This is a genomic window from Woeseia sp. D3-10, from assembly GCF_055809415.1.
In genome coordinates this window covers 2,578,964-2,600,725 of sequence record NZ_JBVVTW010000007.1, presented here as the reverse complement: position 1 = coordinate 2,600,725, position 21,762 = coordinate 2,578,964, and the positions used below count along the sequence as shown (strand labels likewise).

The window sequence follows — 21,762 nt, the reverse complement described above, 5'->3', positions numbered from 1 at the left end:
TTGCAGACGTTAAACGATATTTGCCACCGTATCGCGCCTGTTCGCAGCATGGAGCTGACACTGTACTATGCCAGAGACAGAACCGCCCACCCCAAAGTCGAAAACCCGACGATAGCCGCTGTTTTCTACTATTTAGCGACAATTCCGTGCAGAACCTGCTCAGGAGTGATTTCACGCAAACAACGCAGGTGCCCGAGCGGGCACTCGCGCTCGAAACAGGGGCTGCAGTCCAGGCCGAGGTAATGCAGCGTCTTTCGCGCGGTTAGCGGCGGGGTGAAATGCGGGGACGTCGATCCGTAAATACCAACGACGTGTGTGCCGACAGCGGCCGCTACGTGCATGAGACCGGAATCGTTGCTGACCGCCGCCGCGCTGGCCGCCAACAGGTCAACAACATCAACAAGCTTGGTGCGCCCGCAAAGATTGTGCGCCCTGCTGCCGCTGGCGATGGCCTCACCCAGCGGTTGCTCCTTGGCGGAACCCAGCACCCAGACGTTGTAGCCCGCATTGTCGAGGCTTGCTGCCAACGCGGTAAATGACTCCAGTGGCCAGCATTTCGAAGGGCCGTATTCGGCGCCGGGCATCATCGCGACTACCGGCCTGTCCAGTTCCAGCCCCAGCTCGGCATACAGTTGCTGCTGATTATCCGCATCGACCCGCAATTGCGGCTGAGGAATATCCGGCAACGGCTCATCAGCGTCTAGCCCGAGCGCCAAAAAGCGTTTCACGGTTTGATCAAGCACACTCTTGTCAAAAGGACGACGATCGTTAATGACGCCGTAACGCATCTCGCCGCGGAAGCCCGTGCGGCGGGGTATGCCCGCAAAATACGGCACCAGTGCAGCCTTCATCGACCGGGGCAAGACGATCGCGCGGTGGTAAACGGTCGGCCGTAGCCACTGCCCAAGCTGCCAGCGTTTGCTGAACGCCAGCTCGCCGTGAGCAAATGGCAGTACTACGCCCTTACGCACTTCGGGCATGCGGGCAATGACCGGTAATGACCACTCAGGCGCCAGCAAATCAATGAGGCAATCGGGATCGCGGGACTTCAGCCACTTGAACAACGACTGCGCCATGATCATGTCGCCTACCCAGGACGGGCCAACGACGAGGATGCGTGTCTGGCTCAACGTGCCGCCAAATCAGGTCGCCAACGCGTCCAGATAGTCACTCACACCGTGCGCGACATCGCGAAACTCAACATCGCAGCCGGCGGCACGCAAGGCGGTCAGGTCTGCCTGCGTGTAACTCTGGTAAGCGCCTTTCAGATGCTCCGGAAAGGCGACATAGCGAATGCGGCCACGCCCGTGCCACTTGATGACTGCCTTGGCGACGTCATTGAAACTTTGCGCGCGCCCCGTGCCAGCATTGAACACACCGGACACGTTCCGCTGCTGCAAAAACCACAAATTTACCGCGGCAATATCATCAACGTAGACGAAATCGCGCTGCTGCTCGCCATCCTCATAGCCATCGCAGCCCTCGAACAAACGAACTTCGTGATCATCCTGCAACTGCTGATTGAAATGGTAAGCGACGCTTGCCATGGAGGCTTTGTGCTGTTCGCGCGGACCATAGACGTTGAAATAGCGCAGGCCAACAACCTGCTGCTGGTCCGTCAGCGACAAACGTCGTACGTACTGATCGAACAACAGCTTGGAATAACCGTAGACATTCAGCGGCCGTTCGTTCTCCGGCGACTCCACGAACGCAGTAGCGTCACCGTAAACCGCTGCGGATGAGGCGTAGATCAGCGGCACGTCAAACTCGAGGCAACGGTGCAGGAGAGTCTTGGAATAACTGTAATTATTTTCCATCATGTACTTGCCATCCCACTCGGTCGTGGTCGAACAAGCACCCTGATGCAGTATTGCGGTCAAGTTCCGCACAAAGTCGGCGTCACTCTCAACGCGCTGCAGGAATTCGGCGCGGTCCATGTAATCGACGATCGGCAGATCGGCAATATTGCGGAATTTGTGCCCGTCACGGAGATCATCAACGATCAGCACGTCGTCAGCGCCTTGCGCCGTTAACAACCGTGCGAGGTTGCTGCCTACGAAGCCCGCGCCACCTGTCACGACGTGCACTAGCGATTTACTCCCCGGCCTGGCGCTGCCTGACGTGCCCGCACTGCTCTCATCGGGGATCAGTCAGAACGTACTGCGCACCGCAGTACGGACACTTGGCTTCACCCGTTACTGCCACTGGCAGGTAAACCTTCGGGTGAGAGTTCCACAAATACATGCCCGGCATGGGACAGGACAGCGGCAAATCCTTGCGACTGACTTCATAGCGATGTTCTGAATTGGCCGGAATCAGATTCTGATCGACCGTCCCTGCTTTGGCTGCCACCTGTATCACCTGTGTCGTGCTGGAAGAGACGGCGATTATAGCAACGCCATTGACCGCGCGGCTAACACCTGTCGCAGGAATCAAGCCAGCAACTGATCCCACAGGGCCGAAACAAATGCTCGTTCAGTCGGAAACGCGTCTCCCGCCACGACTGGCGGCTTGCCATCGAGAACCAGGGTGTGCAGCCGGAGCCGGTAGGCCCGGTAGCCGTCCTGCAGCCTGGTCACCGTTTCCCGCGGTAAACAGCCCGCAGCGCCCAATGTACCGAGTTGCCGGATATTGTCCGGGTAGTGGATGATCGCCGGTTCGTGAGCAGCGTTGGCCAGAACCAGGTACTGCACGATGAATTCAATATCACCGATCCCACCTTTTCCCTGCTTTAGATCGAATCCGCCGTCGGTTGCGCTATCCAGTTGCGCACGCATCTTTTCACGCATGGCGCGAACATCGTCTCGCAAGCTGTCTCGATTGACCCGACCTATCAGCGTGTCGGCACGAATGCGCTCAAACTCCCGCGCAACCCCGGCATGCCCTGCGACAGGACGGGCCCGTAGCAGCGCCTGATGCTCCCAGGTCCAGGCGTTCTCGCTTTGGTAGCGCTCGAACGCTTCCACACTGGTGACCAGCAGTCCCGCCCGACCGCTGGGTCGTAGCCGCGTGTCCACATCGTAGAGCGCACCCGAACCCGTTTGAATGGTCAGGAAATGCACAAGCCGACGTGCGAGACGCACAAAAAACATGCTGTTCTCGACGGCCTTGGCCCCGTTCGTGTGTTGTTCGCTGCCGCGCGAGTTGTGCAGGAACACGAGGTCCAGGTCCGAGCCGTAGGACAGCTCGAACCCTCCCAGCTTGCCGTACGCAATCACGCCGAGTCCCGCTGCACGGTTCTGACCACCCTCCACAAATCGCGGCTCGCCGAAACGCTCAACGACATCCCGCCAAGCAACGTTCAATGCCTCGGCAAGAACGATCTCCGCAAGATCGGTTAATTGGTCGCTGACCTTCATGATGGGCAAATTGCCGGTGAAATCCGCTGCAGCGATGCGAAACAGTGCTGCCCGCTGAAACTGACCGAGCACCTCGACGCGCCGCTCGCTATCCACTTCACCGAGGCTGGTCAGGCGCTCTGCCAGATTTTCTCGCAATGCTGCCGCGTTGTAGTCGGCGGAGTACAGACGCGGATCCAGCATCTCATCAAGCAGCATGGGGAATCGCGCGATCTCCTCGGCGAGGTACGCGCTTTTTTCACACAACTCAATGAGCCTTCGCAGGGCTGCCTTGTTTTCAATCAACAACGCCACGTAGGCGCTGCGCCGAAGAACCCGGGCAACGATATTCAACAAGCGCCGCAAGGTTTGTGCCGCCTGCGCACGGCCGTGTAACAGGTCCAGCATTTCGGGCAACAGCTGGTTAAGGCGCCGGCGTGCCGTGGCATCCGCCTGCAAGGTCGCCCGGTCCTGCAGGAAACGGCACATTTCAGCCGCCAGCACTTCCGGCTCGTCATAGCCGTGCTGCAGGAACTGCTGCTCCCAACTCTCTGGATCAAGCACAGACTCACAATAAGTCGCGAAACCGGCGCGCAACTCCGATTCCACGGTCTCATGAGCGCCGCGAAACGCGACAGCCGTAAAGCGCTCACTGACGAACTGGCGGTGCCGCTCAATGTCGACTTCGAGCGCCCGCCAGTCCGGGCAATCCATAGCCAACGCGATCCGTGCCTGATCCACTTCGTTGTCTGGCAAATCGTGCGTTTGCTGGTCACGCATTGCCTGTATGAAGTTCTCGACTCTCCGCAGGAAAGCGTACGACTCCAGCAGACCGTTGACTTCACTGCGCAACAGATCTTCTGTATCCGCAAGCTGACGCAATGCCTGCTGCAATTCACGACAGCGCAATCCGCGAACCTGACCACCTCGGACCAGCTGCAAAGACTGCGCAATGAATTCAACTTCGCGGATGCCGCCTGGGCCAAGCTTGACGTTGCGAGCCATCTCGCGACGCTGCACTTCGGCACTGATCATCGCCTTCATATCGCGAAGTGACTCAAAAATACCGAAGTCCAGATAGCGGCGATACACGAACGGTTCAATCAGTTCCTTGTGCAACGCGACGACCTCGACATCGCTGGTCGCCGGGACAATCACACGTGACTTGATGTACGCGTAACGCTCCCAGGTCCGGCCATGGTTCAGCAAGTACGACTCAAGCGCGGCAAAGCTGACAACCGGTGGGCCGCTGTCGCCGAACGGCCGCAAGCGGGTATCAACCCGATACACGAAACCGTCGGCCGTCGACTCCTCCAGCAAGGACACAATCCGTCTGGCCAGGCGCGTGAAATACTCCTGCGCCGACAACACACGGGCACCGTCGCTGTCGCCATCGTGCGGGTATAAAAAGATGACATCGATATCCGACGAGAAATTGAGCTCACGGCCACCGAGTTTGCCCATGGCGAGAATACAGAGCGACACTGGCTGGCCGTCGGCATCCCGCACATCACCGAAGCGTTCGCGCAACTGTCGGCGGGCATAACCTTCGCAGGCCGCAACAAGGTTGTCGGCCAGTGCAGACAAGGACGTCAACGTTTCTTCCAGGTCAGCTTTGCCGTGCAACTCACGCCACAGGATATGCAGCAAGCTCCGATTCCGCAGACTCCGCAACTGACGACCAAACAATGGCTCATCCGCATCCTGGGAAAGCTCGCCCCAGGCCAGCTGCGGCGCGGCGTCCAGCGCACCACTGGCCGCTTGCTCGGCAAACCAGGCCCAATGACGACGCAGCGTGTTCGCGGCATACTCGCTGGTCGCAACAAATTTCAGCAAGTCCGCCACGCCAAGCGACGCGTTTGATAGCGCCGGTATCGCTGCCGGTTCCTGCTCATCCATAAGCGCGAGCCACAAACGAACAGGTGACTGCAACAGGACAGGCAAGTCGTCGATCACTTCAGCAAACTGATTTTGCGGTTGCGGTAACATTCGCGTGAGTCTAACCAAATGGCAGGCAAGTGTTCAGCGCAATGTACCTCACTCCGAAATGCGCCGCCGATGTTGTTCAGGCATGTAGCGGCCTGGCGTTTTGCGAGCAAGTACTGAACGGGCAGCAACCAGGCATGCCTGAACGGCCAAAGACCGGTGATTCGTACAATGAGTAAGAGCAAGCATCTGCTGATTGTTTACCACTCGCAATCAGGCTCAACGTCGCGCATGGCCAGGGCGGTCGAAACCGGCGCGCGACATCCGGACATCGCACAAGTAGAAGTGCGGCTACTGGATGCACTGGTTGCTGGCGTCGATGACCTGTTGTGGGCCGATGGCCTGATTCTGGGGACCCCGGAGAACTTCGGCTACATGAGTGGCGCACTGAAGTATTTTCTCGATCAGGTTTACCACCCTTGCCAGGACAAGGTCAGTGGCTTGCCGTACGCGTTGTTCGTTCGCGCGGGTAACGACGGCAGTGGCGCCATCAGTAGCGTCGAGCGGATAGTGTCCGGTCTCAATCTGAAACGAGTCCACGAGCCGGTGTTGATGTGCGGTGATTTTAACGAACAGCAACTGCAGGAATGCGAAGAACTTGGCATGCTGCTCGCTGCCGGTCTGGAAGCAGAAATCTTCTAGGCCAACGCGTGGTATCAGGCTTTCGACGCGGCTTCCGGACTGATCAACTCGTGCAGGACAGTCGCCAGTTCGCGCGGCTTGCCCGTAAGATGGCCTTGCACATAATCGACGCCCAGCTTGCGCAGCAGTGTTTTGGTCTTGCTGGTCTCCACGTACTCCGCAACCGTATCAAGCTCCATCACCTTGGCAACCTGGGTGATAGCCGCAACCATCGATTCGGAAATCCGGTTGTCGGTAATATCACGAATAAAACTGCCATCAATTTTCAGCGTATCCACTTTGAAGTTTTTGAGGTAAGCGAATGAACTCAGGCCGGCACCGAAATCGTCCAGCGAGAATCGGCAGCCACGCTCGCGCAGTGAATCAATAAACGATTGCGCTTTGCGACGGTTGGCTACCGCCGCGGACTCGGTGACCTCAAAACACAACGATGCCGCCGGAATGCCGGACGCGTCGATCTCATCTTCGATGAAACGACGTATTGCATCATCGCCGAGCGACTGGCCGGACAGATTCACAGAGAAAACTGCCCCGGATTCCACAAGGAAGCGGCTATGCGGCTGCAGACTGGAAATAGTGGTCGACACGACCCAACGGTCGATCTGCGGCATAAGCTGATAACGCTCTGCCGCTGAGAAAAAGGCTGTCGTTGAAATGCACTTGCCGTCGGTATCACGCATTCGAAGCAATACTTCGAAGCGCGGCGCGGCGCCCTTTCGTGACAGACTGACGATCGGCTGAGCATGCAATTCAAGCTCGTCCGCATCCAGCGATCTCTGAATCTCGGTCACCAGATTCATGTCGTCGAAACGCCGGATGATGCTCTGGTTCTGCTGGTCATAGACCTCGATACGATCGCGCCCGTGGTCCTTCGCCGAGTCGCAGGCAATGCGTGCCGATTTAAGAACCTCAGCTTCGTCACTGACTTGCGCCGTAAACGGGGCAATCCCCGCGCTCACGGTTACCTGCAATGATTTATCACCCTTCAGGTAGCGCAACTGGTCGCTATAGCCGCGCAGGCTCATGGCGAGCGCCATCGCGTCTTCTTCGCTGCTGTGGGTCAACAGGATAGCGAAATCATCACCGGTCAGCCTGGTCGCGATACCGTTTCGCGGCAGTTGCTCTTCGATCAATTGACCAAAGCGCTTGATCACATCATCGCCGGCTTGCTGACCAAACGTATCGTTGACCAGCTGCAGATTGTCCAGATCGAAGTAGACCATCTGGTGCACATCCTTCGATGTCTCAAGCTGGCTCATGGACTCATGAATCTGCGCCTCGAAACCCGAGCGATTCATCAGGCCAGTCATAACATCAAACGACTGCCTGATCAGATGCTCGACCTTACGCACCACGTGCGACATAAACCGCTTGCTATCCGGGGTGAACGATTCACCGTTGACGCGACCGAGTTGCGCAACCGCACCTTCGACATTGCCAGCGGCGTCATGCAATGGACTCAGCATTACCTGAAAACCCTGGTCCGCCGGGCTCTCATGATTCGACGATGGCGGCACGGCGAACACGACCGGCTCGTCCTCACCTACCAGTTTGGGAAACAGCACGTCGATAAGGTATTTATCCAACGACTTGCGATTTACGTGCTTCCAGCTTGAATGCGTAGCACTGATTCGAATGCGCTTGGCAGGTAACAACAGGACACTGTACGCGACACCCAGGTAACGACCGCTTTGACCGACCAACTGTGCGAGGCCGCTGTGGCTGCGCGACGTTCCGTGTACCTTCTCATCCAGCGTATAGACGAGTCTGAGCTCTTTCTCGACAGCCGTGGCACGCTGCTCCGAGATACTCAGGCGGGTCCCAAGGTACAAATTCTCACGAATAACATCGACGACCGGCAGCAGGATCTCGCGTATCAAATTCGGATTGAACCACGATGATTTGCCGGCATTTCGCGAGAAGACCGCGATCAGCACGCCGAGCGCATCGGCCCCTTCGCCAGACACTGTCAATAGCAGAATGGTTCGACCGGATGCCAATGTACGGCGCAAGAAGGTGCTGTCCGGCTCACGCCCGTGCAGTATTTCCTCTGGCAGATCCGTTACAAAGTTATCCAGCTCGTAGTCGTCTGCACCGTCGCTGCTCCAGGTGCAGGTACGGGATACGCTGTAGAACGCGAAGCAGGTAGCGCGCGGCACCAATGAGTGCAACAGGCCCTTTACATTGCCTATGCTCCGCCGATTGGCGATACGGTGCACTTCTGCGGTCATTGTCGTTGGCGCTCCGAAGTCGCTAACCGACCGGAGCGGCCAGCGCGAATTCGACAAATATTGCCATGCACGATGACCGAGCCGCTGTGACCAGCGTCTCAGGCAAACTTCAATTTCACGCGTTCTTAAGGGGTTTTAGCCGATAATGTGGCCTGTGCACGGCCAATCGGTCAGCCGTGAGCGCTCACGGCTGACCGGACCTACTTAGCCCAACGAAGCCAGCCATTCGTCATCTGAGCCTTCGTTGACACCCTCAAAGAGTGGGGTACTCAGATAGCGCTCGCCCGTATCCGGCAGCATTGCCAGCAACACGGACCCCTTCTCTGCTTTGGCGGCGACGGCCAGCGCGGCAGCCAGTGTGGCGCCGGAAGAAATGCCCGCGAAGATACCTTCTTTTGCCGCCAGTTCGCGAGCGACCCTTATCGCATCGTCATCACTGACCGGAACGAGCTCGTCGTAGACTTTCCGGTTCAGTACTTCGGGAATGAAGTCGGGTGTCCAGCCCTGAATCTTGTGTGGCTGCCATTCCTTACCGGCGAGCAGTGAAGCTCCGGCAGGTTCGGTCGCAATGATGCGCACCGCAGGCCGCGCTGCTTTCAATACTTCGCCGGCACCGGTCATCGTGCCGCCTGTACCGTAGCCACTCACCCAGTAGTCAAGTCGTCGGCCGGCAAAGTCCCGCAAAATTTCCGGCCCGGTCGTGTGCCGGTGATACTCAGGGTTGGCCGGATTTTCGAATTGTCGACTGAGGAACCAGCCGTGCTGTTGCGCCAGCTCTTCCGCCTTGCGCACCATGCCGGTACCGCGTTCTGCCGCTGGCGTCAGGATGACTTTCGCCCCCAGGCCTCGCATGATTTTGCGGCGCTCTACCGAAAAAGACTCGGCCATGACCGCGACGAATGGGTAGCCACGTGCGGCACACACCATCGCCAGAGCGATGCCGGTATTGCCTGACGTTGCTTCGATGACCGTTTGCCCGGGCTTCAGATCACCGCGTTGTTCCGCATCGTTAATAATCGCGAACGCCAGCCGGTCTTTGACCGAGGCCATCGGATTGAACGATTCCACTTTTACATAGAGCTCGACATCCGGAGGTGCCATGCGCTGAAGGCGGATAACGGGCGTATTGCCTATCGTGTCCAGAATACTGTCGTAAATCATGCTGATAACCCCGGAGTCCGTGAGTGACTCGTCAATGCAGTGGTGCCGCTGATGATCAACGGCAACGAAGTAAGAATAGTAGCCGTGCCGGACCTCGCTGAAAGCAAACTTTTTGTTTTGTGGCGATAACCCAACAGAATATCGAGACAAATAACCGAACGGTCTAAAGAAAAGCCTGAACTTAAGGATTATTCGCCAAATTCACTGAAACGTTCCAATCATAGCGCTGTCTATTTTTGTCAGTCCGTCGCAATTAACTCAATTATCGAGAATGAAACTACAACAACTAAAGTACCTTCTCGCTATCGTCGACAACGGCCTGAACATCACAGCGGCCGCCGAGCGGTTGTACACGTCGCAGCCCGGAGTGAGTAAACAACTCAAACTACTTGAAGAAGAACTCGGCATGCAGCTCTTCGTGCGCAAGGGTAAGAGCCTCAGCAAGATCACTCTTGCTGGCCACCAGGTGGTCAGTCGCGCCCGACTCATTATGAAAGAAGTGGAAAGCATCCGCACTGTCACCTCCAGCCTGTACTGCGACGACGACAGCAATCATTACTCGGCGCGGGCACCACAGACACACCTGAGGTAAGACGGCGACACTACTGGCCGTGAATACTCAGTAGATGCGAATTCCACCGTGCCGTTGGCGGCTGCGGTAATCGGTCCACCAAAGTCCGCCGAGAAAGCCCGCCAGCAGAGAAACCAGCAACGCGCCGCCTACCCACGTCAACGGCAAGCTGTATTTGTACTTGCTGTAACGCTCTACGTATTCTTCATTTTGCTCCGTCAACTCTTCGAGCTGCTGCCGGTTCTGTGCCAGGGTTGCCGCACTTTCCGCCACACGTTTTTCCAGCGAAGCAATGGTTGCTGCTGGCTGGGCGAAAGACGCCTGCAATCGGGTTAGTTCTTCCTGCAAACGTCCTGACTCAGCCTGAGCTTCATTGACAATCAGTTTTGCGGGTTTGTCCGAAACCAGGTAGGCCGCTTTGACATAGCCAACCGTTCCGTCAGGCAAGCGAACATTGGCGTAGTTTCGATCCCGACTCACAATGTCCAGCTCCTGACCACTTTCGAGCGTGCGGAACGCACGGTCGCTCGTGTCGGCCGCCTTGTGCAATCCCAGTCGAAGTTGATCAGTAATGTAGGCTGTTTCCGCGAGTGCTGCGAGCGGGCAAAGTGCCAGCATTAACAAACAAGTTAGCAAACGCATTGTTCTGTCTCCGTGACCTGCGCATGGGAGTGTTGTCGGTCGTGTCCACTCCACCTTTAATGCCGCGCAGTGTACTAGAAGCAATTGCAACATTCCCGGCCGTATACGCGGCCTAATCGCACAAGCTAAGCCGTCAGCATTGGGATCAGTCGTTTAGCGATGCGCCAACGCAAGCTGGAGGCGTCACTCCTGACAGCCGACCACGGCTATTTTTCCCGCAACCAGCGCAAAACGGCGTCCTGCACTTCTTCACCCGTACCCCGATGACTGTCAGTGTGATTCAACATGACGACAACGGCGTAACGATCACCGGACTGTCCCTGCAGGTAGCCCGCTATTGAACTTACGTGATCGAGCGAGCCGGTTTTCATGTGGGCAACACCTTGCAGCGACTCGTCCCGAAAACGTCGCGACAAGGTGCCATCCATACCCGACAGAGAAAGTGACGACAGGTACTCCGGCATGTAGCGACTGGAGAACGCGAAGTCGAGCAGGTCGCCCATGCTTCTAGCGCTGACGCTCGCTGTGCGCGACAAACCAGAGCCGTTGTCCAACATCAGGTCGGTAATCTGCAGGTGACGATCTGCCATCCATTTGCTCACCACGCGGCGGCCATTCTCTTCCGTGCCCGGGGCGCCATATTCTTCGGCGGCAAGGGTGTACAACAGCTGCCGCGCCATAACGTTGTTGCTGTGCTTGTTCACTTTGCTGATCACCTCGACCAGAGGGAGTGAATCAAACACAAGATCCGGTTCAAGTTCCTCAGGAACCGGAACGTTCTTCCAGCCACCCGTCATCTCGCCGCCCGACTCTTCCCAAATGGCTTTGAACAAGCCATAGGTGTACGCATTGTGACTCAGCGCGGTGCGCCCCATTGAGTACTGCCGGCAACGCGCCGGGAAACCGCCGCTGAAGATAAAGCGATCGTAGTTTTCGTTAGGTTGGATGGCGATGCCGCGCTGATAGCCGCGACAGGCTCCCGGCGAAAGCGTCAGGCGGTTATCAAGCTGCACGTTATCCAGCGGCGGTTCGAGCTCAATCTCCACGCCCGTACCATCGACCTTGGGCGTAAACAGGTAGCGAACCACTTTGTAGTTTGCCATCAAGGCATTGGGGGCTACGTTGTAAGCCCGCAGTGGTTCACGATCAAATGCCGCCGGATCGTGCACGCCAACGTTAAACCAGGAATCGTCCAGCAACAGATCGCCGGAAATGCGGTGTATGCCCATCTGCCGCAAGCGCCGTTGCATTTGCCAAATGCGCTCCGTTACGAGATACGGATCACCGAAGCCTTTCAGGTGTAAATCGCCATGCAGGGTCTTGTCGCGGACTTCGCCACGCACAAACAACTCCGTCCTCCATTGGTAGGTAGGCCCTAACTTGTCGAGAGCCACCAGCGTCGTAACCAGCTTCATGATCGACGCCGGGGTGCGCGGGCGATCGGCGTTCCACTCAAGAACAACACCACCGCGGCTCAGATTCTCAACGTAAATACTGAGGCTGTCGTGCGGAATGCTTCGGTGAGTCAGAACATTTTGTACGCGGACAGGCAGCGTGCTTTTAACATCGGCAGATACTGCGTGCGGTATAGCGGCCAGCGCCGCCAGAACAATTGCAAACTTCACACGTTCCTCTCTGTAGGGTTGGTCGCGGTTTCTTGAACCAGCAACTATTTAGTTTGGTTTTTTTATACCCAGTGATTTCATTCTGTCGGCAAGTGTCGTCGGCCTGATACCCAGTAACTCCGCAGCACCGCGTTTTCCAGATACCCGCCATTCAGCCTGACGCAGCGCCTTTATCAGGTTGTCTTTTTGCAATTGCCGAATTTCTTGTTCGGTCAGCACAGTGTCCGGGTCAGCCGGCGCGTTCGCAAGCAAGGGCACGGCGTCGCTAACGTTGGCCTCCGGCAAAGACAGGTCCAGCCGCAAGACATTGCCCTGCGAAAGTATCACGGCTCGCTCAATAACGTTCTTCAATTCGCGAACATTACCGGGCCAGGAGTAACTGCGGATTACATCTACCTGATGGCGCGTCAGCGTCAGCGGTTCTCGACCGAAATCCTGGCAGGTTTGCTCCAGGAAATGCTGTGCAAGGTGGACAACGTCCTGTTCACGTCGGCGAAGTGGCGGCACCTCGATCGGAAAGACACTGAGCCGGTAAAAAAGATCCTCACGAAACTCGCCTTCCACGACGAGTTTTTCGAGATCCCGGTTCGTGGCCGCGATTACCCGCACATCGACCGTACGGGTGATATCGTCACCGACGCGCTCGAACTCACTTTCCTGCAAAACACGCAACAATTTCCCCTGCAGCTCGTAAGGAATTTCGCCGACCTCGTCGAGGAATATCGTGCCGCCATCAGCAAGCTGAAAGCGACCGACACGATCGCGGTGAGCGCCCGTGAACGCACCTTTCACGTGGCCGAAAAATTCACTTTCGAACAGGTCCTTCGGTATCGAAGCGCAATTAACCTTGACGAGGGAACCGGCCGAGCGCGGGCTGCGAGCATGAATCGCCCGCGCGATGAGCTCTTTGCCGACTCCAGACTCACCCAGAATCAGGACGCTGGCCGGCGTCTGTGCTACCGCCTCAACCTGACGCAGCATGTGCTTGAGCGCAGGGCTTTGGCCGATGATTCGACCAAAATTCATGGCGACGCTAACCTCTTCCCGCAGGTAGTCGCGCTCGCGCTCCAGCTCTTCCCGCAGTCGCGCGTTTTCGGCAAGCGTATCGCGCAACGCTCTTTCGGCGCGGTTGCGCTCGGTGACATCCTTCGAGGCAACCAGCATGCGTTGCACCTTGCCGGACGCGCCACGTTCGGAAATTGCATTCATGACCAGATCCAGAACCTGGCCACTCTTGGTCACCATCTGCCGCGCTTCATTGGTAAATTCGCCGCCGCTGATCAGCTCTTTGAGCTTGCCGGTGGTTAGCCGCTCCTGATCCTGCTTGCAGTAGAAGTCTTTTATAGACCGCCCAACAACCTCTTCCCGTGTGTACCCCATTTTCTTCAGCCAGTGATCGGTCACCGTTACCACACAGCCCTCGGCGTCCACTGAATGCAACATGGCAGGCGTCGAGCGGTACAACTGCCGGTACTTCAGATTGGCGCGTGCCTGCACATCGAGCTCCGTATAGGTAGCTATGGTGTGCAGTACCGCACCTTCCGGGTCGTGTTCAACAATCGAACTCGTCATGCAATTGACGACCTCGCCGTCATTCGCGACGAACGAAATAGGTTTGTTTTCAAGCTTGCCGGTTCGGCGCAGGAGGGGCAGAAACTCTTGTTGAATTCGTTCGGCGCTTTCTTTCGTCACGTAACGCGCCGGCCGCTGACCAATCATGTCCTCGCGCCGGTACCCAAGGCGCTTCAGAAAAGCATCGTTAACGTCGAGGTAGCGCCCGTCCTCGCCGATCGAGGTAGCCATGCCCGGCGCCTTGCGAAACAACCATTGATAATCATCAGTTACAGTCATGGCGGCATAATATACGAAATTCCGTGAAAGTCATTACGAATTTCCGTTAATAACGGAATTCCGTAACGAGCGCAATTTCTGCAAGTCATTGATAAACAAAAGAACTCTAACTTGGCACGGTCCGTGCATTACTAGGCATGAACAGTAACATTTTATCTACCTCCGGCACTGGAATGGACTTGCTCCGGAGGACTGCAAAGGAAGCAACCATGAACAGCAAATTGGGCACGATCGTCTCTACGGTCCTGATGCTTGCAGGAATTACGCTCTGGTCGGTCAGTGTTCTGGCCGCCGACAACGTAAGCAGCCTGCCCGCCTCAGCATCGCAGAAAGATACCCGCGAACTGGCAGCCGATGCCAATCGCGCAGCAGCAAACGATGCGGTAGTCCGCATTGGTGCGGCAAACCGGCTCGATCTCGATATCGAACTGATTGGCCGTACCGCAGTAAGTATTGCAGGTAACTGATCAGCAACTGATCGGTAATCAAGCAACGGGTTTCGGTGACAATACCGCGACTCCGGCACCTCTCCCCCCCCCCCCAGAGTGCCGGAATGCGTGTCCCCGGAATCCAACGCCGGCCAGGAGGCTGGCGAATACGGGCCAGGACGGTCCGGCGGCATAACCCCCCTTCTTGCCGCGAACACTGGGGAGCCAGAGACCAGACCCGCAAGGGCCTGCGCGCCGACGCATCAAGCACGGCACTCTGGCTCCCTTCTTTTTTTGGTAATTCAGAAGCCGCTCAGCGTTATCGGAGCTTTTCCGCCGCCGCCTTTCGGCGCATTTCGGCGTGTTTGCCGCGTACACGCGACGCCTGTTCACTGATTTTTTCGCGAACCTTGGCCAGCCAGCGGCGGGCCCAGGCGAATTCAAGACCGAGAATACCGAGCCCGATTGGAATAACGACGAATGCCGGCCCCGGCGTAACCAGCATGATTACGCCAGCCAGAAAGACAGTGCCACCAATCACCGCAATCACTATGCGCTTGGCATAGCGATAAGGAACTTCGTAGAGAGACTTCATAGACTTCGGCAAACCCCAGCAATATCGCAAAATCAGGCGCCGGCCGCTTTGGCCCTGCAGGCGGCGCTTGTGTTTTTTAACTTCTGTATCGTAGCCTTGGACTGATGAAAAACCGAATGTTCCTTCTCACCCCCGCATTGCTGCCCTTTTTGGCTGTCGCGGAGACACCGCCACACGCGTTGACCATCAGCGCCGATACGCCCGTGGTCAAAGTTGCCTTGCGAGAACCCGGTCGCGGGTTTCTCGCTTTGCCAAGACTCGACTATTCGTTTTCGTTGCAGCCAGCCTGCGCCGATAACTGGGTGGCTGGCGGCCTGTCTCTGAGCATTGCCGACAGTCGGCTTAGCATTGACCCGGCTTCGCTGGCGCAATCGCTGTCGTCACTGGATGCAAAGCTGTCAGTGCCAGCCAATCAACTTGCACCACTGCCTTTATCCGGCTTTTGTGAAGCAATAGCGCTGCCGGAAGAGCCCGAAGAGGGGAATGAGATTGGCCCATCGCTGACCGCCGCCGATCAACATCTGACGGTTTCCGGCGCATTGTCGGCCCATGCGGCATTGCTGTGCATATCCGAAGAGCAACAGCAGCGTATTACCTACGTCAGTCGGTCCCTGGATATTGACCTTGTTTGCGAGCCACAAGCCAGCAACAGCGCACCCTAGCGACGGCTAGGCACCGCCTTCGCCCAGGTTACTGCGCAGAAACTCAACCACGAGCCCCCAGGCTTCGTTCGCCGATTCTGCGTCATAGTTATTGCCGGTAGGGTTAGCGAAAGCGTGGCCGACACCGTCAAAAATACGGATATCGAAGTCCTTGCGCAGTCGTCCCAGAGCGTCTTCGAATTCCTGCACAGACTCAACCCGGATACCGCTATCGTCGGCCGCAAAAATTCCCAGCAACGGCACGTTCAAAGGTCGCAGTCGTTCTTCGTCGCTGGTCACCTGACCGTAGTAGATCACCGCGGCATCAAGTTCATCAGGAAACAGCAACGCCGTATTGAGCGACCAGCCACCGCCGAAACACCAACCCAGTGAACCGATTCGCGGAGCGCCGGCCGTGTTTTTTACAAAGTCATAGGCCTGGCGCAAATTTTCGTTCGCCGGTTCCGGATTCTCCACAACACGCAGCATCAGGTCGCGTGCCTCGGCGGGAGTGGCGGCTGACTTACCACCGAACAGATCAACCGCAAGAACAATATAGCCCTCGGCCGCTATCCGGTCGGCCATTGCCTCGACACCTTCGTTCAACCCCCACCACTCATGAATGACAATGACTGCAGGTAATGGCTCAACCATATCCGCGGGAAACACAAAGTGGCCGTACACAAGCTCTTCATTGACCTCGGCATACGGTAACCGTTCTGTAACGACAGCGCGTTCAAGGGCAATGCCTGCCGCAGGACTGGGAGATGCAGTATCGTTGGCATGCTCCCGGGACATAGCGTCTACGTTATTGCGGGCAGCCTCTTCCTGACTCTCGGTACCGCCACCGCACGCAGCGAGCCCAAGCAACCCAAGCCAGGCCAGGAGCGCTATCGAAAGTCGCTTGCCAAACATACTCATTCACTTCTCCACAATACTGCTGGCGACGGGCGCCGGACGATCGCTGTGGCCGCTAGTGTAATCGAAAAACCCAAGTCGTCGCACTCCGGTCCGTTACCAATCGTCATCGTCCTGCCATTCGCGGAGCTTGCTCTTGTCGACTTTCTCCCATAGCTCACGACTACGCCTCGCGTACTGTAGTACTTTGGCCAAGACGAGAACTGCCACCAGCAGCACGATGCCGACCGCGATCCAAATTCCGCTATCCATTCTTACCGCTCCTAACTCGCATTTCAGAATGCAGGCCTGTCGTTGACAATCAACGGCGATCGTTTAGCATCCTGCCAGTAAGCTCGACCATCGATTACGTTCTGCCCATTGAGCCGCCGATGAACATCATTGCACACACAATGCTGACCACTGTCATCGCCTGGCAAGATCGCGCTGCCTTACTGCTACCTGATACTGCAGCAGTTTTCGACACGCGCCGCCACGCTTACACCGCGTAGCCCGAATCGTCTCTCCTGAATACTTTTCCGGCCACGCACCTCCGGAGTCAGTTGTGGCGTCCGCCATTTGCGGATCGAGCAACCAAACAGGGCAAGAACAACTATGGCTTACACCCAGCACAATGACGAGCACTCACTAAGGCAACGAACGCTTGCCTTTTTTCGTGCAGCGCTCGCCGACAACGAAACAGACTTCACCCGGGGGCCGGTAGCCCGCTCGCTCGGACTGCTGGCTATTCCGATGATGCTGGAAATGTCCATGGAAGCGGTCTTCGCTGTCGTGGACATCGCCTTCGTATCCCAACTCGGTACCGCGGCAGTCGCCGCCGTAGGGCTCACGGAAGCTCTGGTCACCGTGCTGTATGCCGTCGCGATCGGTCTGGGCATGGGCGTCACCGCGATGGTATCCCGGCGCATTGGCGCCAAGCGTGCCGACTCGGCGGCACAGGTCACCGGCCAGGCTATATGGGTCGGATTCGCGCTGTCAGTGCTGATTGGTCTCGCGGGCAGCTATTACGCCCGAGATCTGCTGATGCTGATGGGCGCGGAAGCCGACGTCATCGCAACCGGCGGCGGTTACACAGTGATACTGCTCGGCGGCTCGGGCAGCATCCTGTTTCTGTTCCTGCTGAATGCCGCATTTCGTGGTGCCGGTGATGCGCCGGTTGCGCTGCGCGCTCTGACACTCGCGAATGCCGTCAATATCGTGCTCGATCCTTGCCTTATTTTTGGCTGGGGACCGTTTCCCGAACTGGGCGTCAGCGGCGCGGCCATCGCAACAACCATCGGTCGCAGTTGCGGCGTCGCCTATCTGGGCTGGTACCTCCTGAGCAGCAAGGGTCGGCTCCGCTTTCAACTACGCCATTTGCGAATCGCACCGAAGGTGATCGGCCGCATGCTGGCAATTTCCACAGGAGGCATTGGCCAGTTTCTGATAACCACGTCGAGCTGGATAATCATCATGCGCATTGTCGCGATTTACGGCAGCGCGCCGGTTGCGGCATACACCATCGCTCTGCGGTTGATCGAATTCGCGATCCTTCCCGCCTGGGGGCTGGGCAACGCCGCCGCAACGCTGGTCGGTCAGAATCTGGGCGCGGGAAAACCGGATCGCGCAGAGCAGTCGGTATGGACAGCCGCGCGTTACAACGCTGGCTTCCTCACGGTATTGGGCGTGCTGTTACTGGTATTCGCCCCCTACGTCGTGCAGTGGTTCTCCGACGATCCGGAAATTCTGCGATACGGCACCAATTGCTTGCGCATTATGGGTATCGGCTATCCGATGTATGCCGTCGGCATGATCATCATTCAGGCCTTGAACGGTGCCGGCGATACCCGATCGCCGTCGGCGATGAATTTCCTCTGCTTCTGGATTATTCAGATACCGCTCGCGTACTGGCTGGCAACGGAAGCGGGTTTCGGACCAAACGGCGTGTTTCTGTCCATCGTCATTAGTGAATCTTTGTTAACCGTGTTGGCCGTGCTGCTTTTCCGCCGCGGGAAATGGCGTTCAAGCAAAGCCTGAGCGACAGCCCCGGCAAGGAAAATTTTCGATACCTGCGTTCGCAACGAACGTTGGCCTCGACAGCGCTGCACTTTGCTTGACCAGACTGGTAGGCTGCGCACATGTTGCACATTGCGCACTACGTTCGCTCGATAACACGTAGCGACCGGGCGCGTGCAATGCGCACTCTTCGACTACCGGACCCCCACTGCCCGAACCATGACGATGCCAGCGAACGACGAACTCCCTTTAATCGAAATACAGAACGCAACCGTCTGGCGCGGTGAAACCTGTGTATTCAAGAACCTGAATCTGACGATCCCGCAACACCAGCAAGTTGCAATTCTTGGCCCGAACGGCTCGGGCAAGACGACCTTACTGAAGCTCGTCAATCGCGCCATCTACCCGGTGGTCAGCGAGAATTCGTCGGTACGAATTCTCGGCCGGGATACCTGGAATGTGTGGGAACTGCGCGCACAGATCGGGTTGGTCTCGCACGACTTGCAAACACGCTACACCGCCACCACAAGTGGCTTACACGTGGTCGTTTCCGGCTTTCACTCCAGCGTCGGCGTACACGGAATGGTCGCCAGACGCCTGCGCCCCGAACAACTGGAACGGGCGCGCGCCGTCATGGCAGAGCTCGGGGTTGAATCCCTCGCGGACACTCCGCTCAAACGGATGTCCACCGGACAACAACGACGCTGCCTGCTGGCACGAGCGCTGGTACATGATCCGCAGACACTGATACTCGACGAACCCACTGCAGGACTGGATCTCGCGGCAAGTTTCGACTACCTCGCAAGAATCCGCCGGCTGGTAGAGGCGGGCAAGAATATTGTGATGGTGACCCATGCGATTAATGAGATCCCGCCGTCGATCAGCCGGGTAATCCTGTTGCGAGAGGGGCAAATCGTGGCTGACGGCAGTCGCGACACCGTATTGACCGAAGCGAACCTGCAGGCCGCATTTGCTGTCCCGATGCGGGTTGCGAGAGTGGATGACTATTTCCTTGCCTACCCCCCGGGGGACAACACCCTGCCGGACTGAAGCCTGTATCTGCCAGCGCCATGATCCAGAACCAAAACGTGACCTGTTACGCCGACTTTCGCTCTCCGCAAGCCTACGCTATGACCATGCTTTCAAGACGTCTCCAAAATATGACCATTGCCGCAACTCTAGTCGCGCTGCCATTGACGGCCAGCGCCACCCTGCCGGCAGAAGCAGAAACCGGCCTCCAGGGCAACGGCCTGACGCTGGCCTTGCTGTGCGCCGGCCTCGCGATCGTGCTGGCACTGCTGGTTCGTAACCGCGCAGCCCCGCTCATGCAATCTGTGAACTGCTGGCTGGGCGGTCGTCGCGTACAGGCCGCCATTCGACAATGCGGATTTGAGCGCCTTAGTAACTTCATTCTGCCGGGCACCTGTGATGGCCTGAACCGGATCGACCACGCCGTACTCACGTCCGGCGCCATCATTTGCATAAGAGCAAAAAGTTGCAATGGCATGGTTTTCGGCTCGGCACGAGACCCTCAATGGACCAACGTCGATGGCGTTGAGCGCCATAAATTTCTGAACCCATTAATACAGAATGCCGGCCGCGTGCGCACACTGCAGGAAATTGTAGGTGACATGCCAGTCGTTAATCTGGTGGTATTCAGCGGCGACGTGCAGGTTCCGGTAGCGCCGGCTGAGAACGTCATTCATGTGTCCGCATTGCAGGCGTGGCTTGAACAGTTCCAGAAAGAAAATCACTGCGCACACGACCCGGACGCCGCCTGGCTTACCCTGCGTGCCGCCGCGCGAACGGATGCCGCATCACGCAAGGATTTCGAGTCACAACTTAGCTTCGGTTAGCCCGCCGCTCCGCGTACGCAGTGATTTCGCTATACTCCGGGCAACACAGGCTGCCCGGAAGTCACGATGGATGCATCACCCGCTGCCCTGATCGCCTCGCCCGCCGGTGTTCTTGCCGTTCTGTGCGCTGTCGCCGCCTTCTGGTTTGCGGTCGAACAAAAAAGTCAGCTGCGATTGTTCATTTACATCCCGCCGCTGCTCTTTATCTACGCCACGCCCGTCTTTCTCAATAACCTTGACGTCATACCGCACAACTCTCCGGTGTATGGCGGTCTGAGTGACTTCGTGCTTCCTGCCTTCATCGTTCTGATGTTGATAAAAGTCGATGTTCCGGCCGCAATTCGCATCATGGGCAAAGGCGTGCTGGTCATGTTGATGGGCACAATTGGCGTCATGGTTGGCGCCGTCGTTTCCTTCATGATCGTGCACCGCTGGCTGGAACCGGATGCGTGGAAAGGTGTTGGCGCGCTGGCGGGCAGCTGGATAGGTGGCACCGGCAACATGGCAGCTACCGCCGAAATGCTCGGCACACCACCGGAGCAATTCGGCCTTGCGGTGCTGGCAGACAACGTGATCTACATCGTCTGGCTACCCATTCTGCTCGCCTCGAAGAACTTTGCCGACCGCTTCAATCGCTGGTCCAGGGTACCGGAAGAAAGGCTGCATGAAATGGACAGAGCATCAGCGGCCGCCTTCGATGACGAGGCAACGCCGGAGATGCGTGACTACATATTTCTGGCAGCCATCGCCATTGGCGTGACCTGGATATCCGGCGCTGTCGCAGATTCGCTGTACGCGTGGACGACAACCTCGCATCCGCACCTCGCCGGCATGCTGACCCACTCAACATGGCGCATACTACTGATCACCAGTATTTCGCTGGTGCTATCGACAACCCCGATCTCGCGCTTGCCCAACTCGACCGCAATGGGCACAGCAATGATCTACATTTTTGTTGCCGGGATGGGGGCACGAGCATCAATAGAGGGTTTCGCACAAGCGCCCGCGTTTCTCCTTGGTGCTTTTGTCTGGATATTCATACATGGCGCGTTCTGCTTGCTCGGCGCAAGACTCTTTCGTGTTGATGTGCACAGCGCTGCAATTGCGTCAGCGGCCAATATTGGCGCCGCCGCCTCGGCACCCATTGTGGCGGCATTCCACAGGCCCAGTCTCGTACCGGTGTCCATACTGATGGCCTTGATTGGCTACGCACTTGGCAACTACCTTGCGCCTTTAACGGCGCATCTGGCACGAATGGCAGTGGGCCTGCCTGCCTGAACGT

The 21,762-nt window shown here is 57.4% G+C and carries 20 protein-coding genes; 8 read left to right on the top strand and 12 right to left on the bottom strand.

What is annotated here, in order from left to right; translation table 11 throughout:
* Window positions 1-128: 128 nt before the first annotated feature.
* From waaF to glnE, 4 genes are all read right to left on the bottom strand, one after another.
* Window positions 129-1,130, bottom strand: coding sequence for a lipopolysaccharide heptosyltransferase II (waaF, locus tag AC0L8N_RS11945; protein ID WP_473667918.1), 1,002 nt, complete (start codon window positions 1,128-1,130; stop codon window positions 129-131).
* A 12-nt stretch (window positions 1,131-1,142) separates the two neighbouring features.
* Window positions 1,143-2,087: an ADP-glyceromanno-heptose 6-epimerase gene (rfaD, locus tag AC0L8N_RS11940; protein WP_473667917.1), complete on the bottom strand. Its 945-nt coding sequence runs from the start codon at window positions 2,085-2,087 to the stop codon at window positions 1,143-1,145.
* A gap of 49 nt (window positions 2,088-2,136) precedes the next feature.
* Complete coding sequence (locus tag AC0L8N_RS11935) at window positions 2,137-2,352, bottom strand: zinc-finger domain-containing protein (RefSeq protein WP_473667916.1); 216 nt, start codon at window positions 2,350-2,352, stop codon at window positions 2,137-2,139.
* Window positions 2,353-2,432: 80 nt separating this feature from the next.
* Complete coding sequence (glnE, locus tag AC0L8N_RS11930) at window positions 2,433-5,327, bottom strand: bifunctional [glutamate--ammonia ligase]-adenylyl-L-tyrosine phosphorylase/[glutamate--ammonia-ligase] adenylyltransferase (RefSeq protein ID WP_473667915.1); 2,895 nt, start codon at window positions 5,325-5,327, stop codon at window positions 2,433-2,435.
* Between the two features lie 168 nt (window positions 5,328-5,495).
* Between glnE and AC0L8N_RS11925 the strand changes: the two genes are divergently transcribed.
* Entirely contained in the window at window positions 5,496-5,966 is a 471-nt protein-coding gene (locus AC0L8N_RS11925; RefSeq protein WP_473667914.1) for a flavodoxin family protein, read from the top strand.
* A 14-nt stretch (window positions 5,967-5,980) separates the two neighbouring features.
* Here AC0L8N_RS11925 and AC0L8N_RS11920 read toward each other — a convergent pair whose 3' ends face one another.
* Both AC0L8N_RS11920 and cysK read right to left on the bottom strand, forming a co-directional pair.
* Entirely contained in the window at window positions 5,981-8,197 is a 2,217-nt protein-coding gene (locus AC0L8N_RS11920; RefSeq protein WP_473667913.1) for a putative bifunctional diguanylate cyclase/phosphodiesterase, read from the bottom strand.
* 204 nt (window positions 8,198-8,401) lie between these two features.
* Window positions 8,402-9,358, bottom strand: a complete 957-nt coding sequence (gene cysK / locus AC0L8N_RS11915) for a cysteine synthase A (RefSeq protein ID WP_473667912.1) — start codon at window positions 9,356-9,358, stop codon at window positions 8,402-8,404.
* Between the two features lie 271 nt (window positions 9,359-9,629).
* Here cysK and AC0L8N_RS11910 point away from each other — a divergent pair, with 271 nt between their 5' ends.
* Window positions 9,630-9,950: a LysR family transcriptional regulator gene (locus AC0L8N_RS11910; protein ID WP_473667911.1), complete on the top strand. Its 321-nt coding sequence runs from the start codon at window positions 9,630-9,632 to the stop codon at window positions 9,948-9,950.
* A 27-nt stretch (window positions 9,951-9,977) separates the two neighbouring features.
* Here AC0L8N_RS11910 and AC0L8N_RS11905 read toward each other — a convergent pair whose 3' ends face one another.
* From AC0L8N_RS11905 to AC0L8N_RS11895, 3 genes are all read right to left on the bottom strand, one after another.
* Window positions 9,978-10,571: a TIGR04211 family SH3 domain-containing protein gene (locus AC0L8N_RS11905; RefSeq protein WP_473667910.1), complete on the bottom strand. Its 594-nt coding sequence runs from the start codon at window positions 10,569-10,571 to the stop codon at window positions 9,978-9,980.
* 206 nt (window positions 10,572-10,777) lie between these two features.
* Window positions 10,778-12,196, bottom strand: coding sequence for a D-alanyl-D-alanine carboxypeptidase/D-alanyl-D-alanine endopeptidase (gene dacB / locus AC0L8N_RS11900; protein ID WP_473667909.1), 1,419 nt, complete (start codon window positions 12,194-12,196; stop codon window positions 10,778-10,780).
* 48 nt (window positions 12,197-12,244) lie between these two features.
* The gene (locus AC0L8N_RS11895; protein WP_473667908.1) at window positions 12,245-14,047 is read right to left on the bottom strand and encodes a sigma 54-interacting transcriptional regulator; all 1,803 of its coding nucleotides are present in this window, start codon (window positions 14,045-14,047) and stop codon (window positions 12,245-12,247) included.
* 209 nt (window positions 14,048-14,256) lie between these two features.
* Here AC0L8N_RS11895 and AC0L8N_RS11890 point away from each other — a divergent pair, with 209 nt between their 5' ends.
* Window positions 14,257-14,514, top strand: coding sequence for a hypothetical protein (locus AC0L8N_RS11890; protein ID WP_473667907.1), 258 nt, complete (start codon window positions 14,257-14,259; stop codon window positions 14,512-14,514).
* A gap of 280 nt (window positions 14,515-14,794) precedes the next feature.
* Here the strand turns inward: AC0L8N_RS11890 and AC0L8N_RS11885 are convergent, their stop codons facing one another.
* Window positions 14,795-15,070: a PGPGW domain-containing protein gene (locus tag AC0L8N_RS11885; protein WP_473667906.1), complete on the bottom strand. Its 276-nt coding sequence runs from the start codon at window positions 15,068-15,070 to the stop codon at window positions 14,795-14,797.
* A gap of 116 nt (window positions 15,071-15,186) precedes the next feature.
* Here AC0L8N_RS11885 and AC0L8N_RS11880 point away from each other — a divergent pair, with 116 nt between their 5' ends.
* Entirely contained in the window at window positions 15,187-15,732 is a 546-nt protein-coding gene (locus AC0L8N_RS11880) for a hypothetical protein (RefSeq protein WP_473667905.1), read from the top strand.
* A gap of 6 nt (window positions 15,733-15,738) precedes the next feature.
* On the opposite strand, the gene AC0L8N_RS11875 is transcribed toward AC0L8N_RS11880, so the two are convergent.
* Both AC0L8N_RS11875 and AC0L8N_RS11870 read right to left on the bottom strand, forming a co-directional pair.
* Entirely contained in the window at window positions 15,739-16,632 is an 894-nt protein-coding gene (locus AC0L8N_RS11875) for a dienelactone hydrolase family protein (protein WP_473667904.1), read from the bottom strand.
* Between the two features lie 93 nt (window positions 16,633-16,725).
* A complete protein-coding gene (locus AC0L8N_RS11870; protein WP_473667903.1) occupies window positions 16,726-16,881 on the bottom strand; it encodes a hypothetical protein in 156 nt (51 codons plus the stop codon).
* Window positions 16,882-17,223: 342 nt separating this feature from the next.
* Between AC0L8N_RS11870 and AC0L8N_RS11865 the strand changes: the two genes are divergently transcribed.
* The 4 genes from AC0L8N_RS11865 (at window position 17,224) to AC0L8N_RS11850 (ending at window position 21,758) form a co-directional block, all read left to right on the top strand.
* Window positions 17,224-18,645, top strand: coding sequence for an MATE family efflux transporter (locus tag AC0L8N_RS11865; protein WP_473667902.1), 1,422 nt, complete (start codon window positions 17,224-17,226; stop codon window positions 18,643-18,645).
* A 198-nt stretch (window positions 18,646-18,843) separates the two neighbouring features.
* Window positions 18,844-19,674 (top strand): ABC transporter ATP-binding protein, encoded by an 831-nt coding sequence (locus AC0L8N_RS11860; protein ID WP_473667901.1) that lies wholly within the window; start codon window positions 18,844-18,846, stop codon window positions 19,672-19,674.
* A 20-nt stretch (window positions 19,675-19,694) separates the two neighbouring features.
* Window positions 19,695-20,480, top strand: a complete 786-nt coding sequence (locus tag AC0L8N_RS11855; protein ID WP_473667900.1) for a nuclease-related domain-containing protein — start codon at window positions 19,695-19,697, stop codon at window positions 20,478-20,480.
* A gap of 66 nt (window positions 20,481-20,546) precedes the next feature.
* The gene (locus AC0L8N_RS11850; protein WP_473667899.1) at window positions 20,547-21,758 is read left to right on the top strand and encodes a DUF819 family protein; all 1,212 of its coding nucleotides are present in this window, start codon (window positions 20,547-20,549) and stop codon (window positions 21,756-21,758) included.
* Window positions 21,759-21,762 lie beyond the last annotated feature (4 nt).